The sequence below is a fragment of the Haliea sp. genome, assembly GCF_040222615.1.
GTDB lineage: Bacteria > Pseudomonadota > Gammaproteobacteria > Pseudomonadales > Halieaceae > Haliea.
In genome coordinates this window covers 1-5,140 of the sequence record NZ_JAVKCQ010000224.1, presented here as the reverse complement: position 1 = coordinate 5,140, position 5,140 = coordinate 1, and the positions used below count along the sequence as shown (strand labels likewise).

Genomic DNA, 5,140 nt, shown 5'->3' with positions numbered 1-5,140 from the left:
AGTCTTTTGATGTGATTGCGCCGCTGCACGTGTTGGAGCAGCGCCTGGAGGATATTCGCACGCCGATGGACGTCGCGGTGATCGGCTGTATAGTCAACGGGCCCGGAGAGGCGCGCGAGGCCGATGTGGGCCTGACCGGCGCCAGCCCCAGCAACCTTATCTACATTAACGGCGAGCCCGACCACAAGGTCAGCAATCTCGATTTCGTCGATCATCTGGAGCAGGTGATTCGCCAGCGCGCGCTGCAGCTGGAGCAGGAGCGGGCCGCCGAGGATGCCAGGCTGATAGCCCGGTCGCCGGCCTGATCCCATGACACCGCAGGAGTACAGGTGACGACCATCCGCGCCATTCGGGGAATGAACGACATTCTCCCGGAAGAGAGTATTTACTGGCAGTATCTGGAGTCCGCGGTGGCCGCGGTGCTGACCAGCTACGGCTACGGCGAGATTCGCCTGCCGATCGTGGAGCAGACCGCCCTGTTCCGGCGTTCCATTGGCGAAGTCACGGACATCGTCGAGAAAGAGATGTACAGCTTCGACGATCGCAATGGCGAGAGCCTGACCTTGCGCCCGGAGGGCACCGCGGGCTGTGTCCGCGCGGTGATCCAGAACGGTCTGCTGGGAACCCCCCAGCGGCTCTGGTACAGCGGCCCCATGTTTCGCTATGAGCGCCCGCAGAAGGGGCGTCAGCGCCAGTTCCACCAGGTGGGCGCCGAGGCGTTCGGTATCGCCACCCCGGATATCGATGCCGAGCTGATCCTGATGACTGCCCGTTTGTGGCGGCTGCTGGGTATTGCCGATCACGTGCAGTTACAGCTCAATTCCATCGGCAGCAGCGCCGCCCGCCAGGCTTACCGCGAGGCCCTGGTGGACTACCTGTCCGGCCACCGCGAGGATCTGGACGAGGACAGCCAGCGCCGGCTGCAGAGCAACCCGCTGCGGATCCTGGACAGCAAGCACCCCGGTACCCGGGAAGTGCTGGCGAATGCGCCGGTGCTGACGGAGTATCTGGACGCGGAGTCCAGTGAGGATTTTGCCCGTCTCTGTGAACTTCTGCAGGCGGCCTCGGTCCCCTATGTGGTCAATCCCCGCCTGGTGCGCGGCCTGGATTACTACAACAAGACCGTGTTCGAGTGGGTGACGGACAAGCTCGGTGCCCAGGGGACAGTCTGCGCCGGCGGCCGCTACGATGGCCTGGTGGCACAGCTGGGCGGCAAGCCCTGCCCCGGTATCGGTTTTGCGCTGGGCAAGGAGCGCCTGGTCCTGATGCTTGAGGCCCTGGCGCTGGCACCGCCGGCGGCGGCGATCGCCGATATCTATGTGGTCAACGCCGGTGCCGCGGCGGAAACGGCTGCCTTCGCCGCGCTGGAGGCGGTACGCGATGCCCTGCCAGCCCTGCGCATTGTCCAGCATGCCGGCGGCGGCAGTTTCCGCAGCCAGCTGAAAAAGGCCGACAAGAGCGGGGCCCGCTGGGCCCTGATCTGGGGCGAGGACGAGGTCGCCGCCGGCACCGTGACAGTCAAGTCCCTGCGTCAGCAGGGGCTGCAGGAATCCATGGCGGTAGCGGATCTCGCTGGCTACCTGGCCCACCATTCATCGCCATAACAGGAAAATCAAGGGAACCGGATCGTGGAATCATATCGGACAGAAGAAGAGCAGGTTGAAGCCCTGCGCCGCTGGTGGGACGAGAACGGCCGTTCAACGCTGGTCACCATCGTGCTGGTACTGGCGGGTACGTTCGGCTGGCAGGGCTGGCAGCGCTATGAGGCCCAGCGCAGTGACAGTGCCTCGGACCTGTACCAGCAAATGCTGGAGGCGGCGTCGATGGCCGGCGAGGGCATCGTCAACGGCGCTCCCGCAGAGCGGCTCGCGAGCCAGTTGCGCAGCGAATACGGTGGCACCACCTACGCCCAGTTCGCCGCCCTGCACCAGGCGCGTGTGGCGGTGGCGGGCAATGAGCTGGCGGCCGCCGAAGGCCACCTGCGCTGGGTGCTGGGCAAGGCGCCCGCCGGCAGCGACATGGCCCTGATGGCGCAACTGCGGCTGGCGCGGGTGCTGGCGGCGCAGGGTGAGACCGAGCAGGCACTGAAGCTGCTGACCCCCGGCAGCTCCGGCAAGTTTCCCGCAGCCTCGGCGCTGGCCCGCGGTGACGTACTGGCGGCTGCCGGTCGCGACGGCGAGGCGCTGGCCGCCTACCGCGAGGCGCAGGCCCTGGTTGAGCAGTATCCCGCCCAGCTGAATATCGCCACCCTGGAGGCGAAGATCCAGAGCCTCGTCGCCGCCGGCGCGGAGGCGGGCGCATGATGACCGTTACCATCAGGTGGAGCGCCCTGCTGCTGTCCCTGCTGCTGATGAGCGGCTGCAGCACCGTGAAAGGCTGGTTCTCGATTGATGATGACGAGGATCCGCGCCGCCCCGTCGAGCTGCAGAAATTCGAGGAGAGCGTCAAGGTCAAGCGCCTCTGGTCTACCGGCGTGGGCAACGGGCAGGGCGATGGTCTCTACCGTATCGAGCCGGTGATTGGTGGCGAACGGATCTTTGCGGCGTCCTCCGATGGCGAGGTCAAGGCGCTGCAGCGCAGCAACGGGCGCCGGATCTGGAGCCGGGATCTCAAGACGCTGATTTCCGGAGGCGTCGGCTTTTATGGCGACAGCCTGTTTCTGGGCGGCGGCGACGGTTTCGTCATGCGCCTGGATGCCGCCACCGGCGAGACCCGCTGGAGCTCCCGGGTGTCCGGTGAAGTGCTGGCGCCTCCCCAGGGCAATGGCCGCGTGGTTGTGGCCCAGACCTATGACGGCAAGCTGCACGGTCTGGATTTTGACACCGGCGAACGCCTGTGGACCTACGACAGCAACATGCCGGTGCTGACCATTCGCGGCACCAGCACGCCGGTATTCCGCGACAGACTGGTACTTGCCGGCTTTGCCAATGGCCGGGTGCTGGGCTTCGACGCCGGCACGGGCGCGGTGGAGTGGGAGGCCCGGGTGGCCATTCCCCAGGGCCGCTCGGAAATTGAGCGTATTGTCGATGTCGATGGCACCATGGTGCTTGCGGGCAGCGAGCTGTTTGCCGCCAGCTATCAGGGTAACATCGTGGCGATAGAGGCCAGCAGTGGGCGCAAGCTGTGGGAGCGCCCGGTATCTTCCGTGTCCGGCCTGTCGCAGGGCTTTGGCAACGTCTATGTCGCGGACGAGGACGGCACAGTGTTTGCGTTCCAGCGCAACGGACAGGGGCAGCGCTGGCGCCAGGACGCTCTGGGCTGGCGGGGCCTCGGCCGCCCGGTGACGGTCAGCAGCTATGTGGCCGTGCCCGATTTCGAAGGCTACATCCACATCCTGTCGCAGGTGGATGGCAGTTTTGTCGGCCGTGTTCGCGCCGACAGCAAGGGCGTCAGCGCCGACATGCTCAGTGAAGGCAATGTACTGTACGTCTATGGCGACGGTGGCAAGCTTTACGCCTATGAGCTGAGCGCAAAACCAGGTAACTGAAATGATTCCGGTGATTGCCCTGGTCGGGCGCCCCAATGTGGGCAAATCGACCCTGTTCAACCAGCTGACCCGCAGCCGCGATGCGCTGGTGGCAAACCTCTCGGGCCTGACCCGGGATCGCAAATACGGAGAGGCGCGGATCGGCTCGCGACCGGTCATTGTCATTGATACCGGCGGTATCCGTGGCGATGAGGCGGGGATTGAGGCACAGATGGCGGGGCAGTCGCTGCTGGCCATCGAGGAAGCGGATGCGGTGCTGTTCCTGGTGGACGCCCGCGAGGGGCTGAACGCCGCGGATGAGTCGCTGGCGCGTCACCTGCGCCAGCGCAACAAGTCGTTCCATGTGGTCGTGAACAAGATCGACGGGCTCAATGAAGAGGTGGCGCTGGGCGATTTTTATGCGCTCGGCGTCGACCACCTGTTCGCAATTGCCGCCTCCCACGGGCGCGGTGTGCGGCAGATGATCGACGACGTGCTGGCCAGTTTTCCCGAGCCGGAAACCTCCGCTGCCGAGGGTTTCGATCATCGTGACAGTGTCAGGGTCGCGATCGTTGGCCGTCCCAATGTCGGCAAGTCCACCCTGGTCAATCGCTTGCTGGGCGAGGAGCGGGTGGTGGTGTACGACCAGCCGGGTACCACCCGCGACAGTATTTACATCGATTATGAACGGGATGGACAGCGCTATACGCTGATTGATACCGCCGGTGTCCGCCGCCGCAAGAACGTGCGGGAGACGGTGGAGAAATTTTCCATTGTCAAAACCCTCAAGGCCATCGACGACGCCCACGTGGTGGTGCTGGTCATGGACGCGCACGAAGGTATTGTCGACCAGGACATGCACCTGCTGGGGCACTGCATTGACGCCGGACGCGGGCTGGTGCTGGCGGTGAACAAGTGGGACGGCATCGAACCCCACCAGCGGGACTGGATCAAGAGCGAACTCAATCGCCGCCTGATCTTTGCCGACTACGCCGACACCCACTTCATCTCGGCGCTGCACGGCACCGGCGTCGGGCTGTTGTACAAATCGATCCTCGCCGCCCATGGGTCGGCAACCCGCAAGCTCAATACCAACCAGCTCACCCGCATCCTCGAGGGCGCGGTGTTTGACCACGCGCCGCCGATGATCAACGGCCGTCGCATCAAACTCCGCTACGCCCATCCTGGCGGCCAGAATCCGCCGCTGATCATTATTCACGGCAACCAGACCGGCAGTGTACCCAACAGTTACCAGCGCTATCTGGAGAAGGTGTTCCGGCGCGAGCTCAAGCTCACCGGCACCCCGGTGCGCATCGAATTCCGCACCGGCGAAAATCCCTACGCGGACAAGCGCAACCAGCTGACCCAGCGCCAGGTCCAGCGCAAGCGCCGGCTCATGGCCCACGTAAAAAAGAACGAGAAGAAAAAGAAGCGCTGAGGAATGCGTTGTGGTCAAGCCTGATCTCGACAGCCGCGCCCATATCGAAGCCTGCATTGACCTGTTCTATGCCAGGCTGCTGGTGGATCCCCAGCTGGCGCCATTTTTCCTCGAGGTGGCGCGGATCGATCTCGCGGTGCACCTGCCTCATATCAAGGACTACTGGTGCAAGCTGCTGCTCGGTGAGCAGGGCTATCGTCGCCACACCATGGAGATCCATCGCCGCCTGCACCGGC

5 protein-coding genes and 1 pseudogene are annotated in these 5,140 nt (G+C 64.6%); all 6 read left to right on the top strand.

The genetic code is table 11. The features are described from left to right. Positions 1-305 (top strand): annotated as a pseudogene (locus RJQ10_RS17905) (flavodoxin-dependent (E)-4-hydroxy-3-methylbut-2-enyl-diphosphate synthase); the annotation flags it as partial. A gap of 24 nt (positions 306-329) precedes the next feature. After that, positions 330-1,604 carry a histidine--tRNA ligase gene (hisS, locus tag RJQ10_RS17900; RefSeq protein ID WP_350148748.1) on the top strand — a complete coding sequence of 425 codons (1,275 nt, stop codon included), beginning with the start codon at positions 330-332 and terminating at the stop codon, positions 1,602-1,604. Positions 1,605-1,628: 24 nt separating this feature from the next. Next, positions 1,629-2,303, top strand: a complete 675-nt coding sequence (locus RJQ10_RS17895; RefSeq protein WP_350148747.1) for a YfgM family protein — start codon at positions 1,629-1,631, stop codon at positions 2,301-2,303. Further along, positions 2,300-3,487, top strand: coding sequence for an outer membrane protein assembly factor BamB (bamB, locus tag RJQ10_RS17890; protein ID WP_350148746.1), 1,188 nt, complete (start codon positions 2,300-2,302; stop codon positions 3,485-3,487). The genes RJQ10_RS17895 and bamB overlap by 4 nt, the downstream gene beginning before the upstream one ends. Before the next feature lies 1 nt (position 3,488). After that, positions 3,489-4,904, top strand: coding sequence for a ribosome biogenesis GTPase Der (gene der / locus RJQ10_RS17885; protein ID WP_350148745.1), 1,416 nt, complete (start codon positions 3,489-3,491; stop codon positions 4,902-4,904). 10 nt (positions 4,905-4,914) lie between these two features. After that, the coding region (locus tag RJQ10_RS17880) for a group III truncated hemoglobin (RefSeq protein WP_350148744.1) at positions 4,915-5,140 on the top strand (226 nt) is incomplete at its 3' end.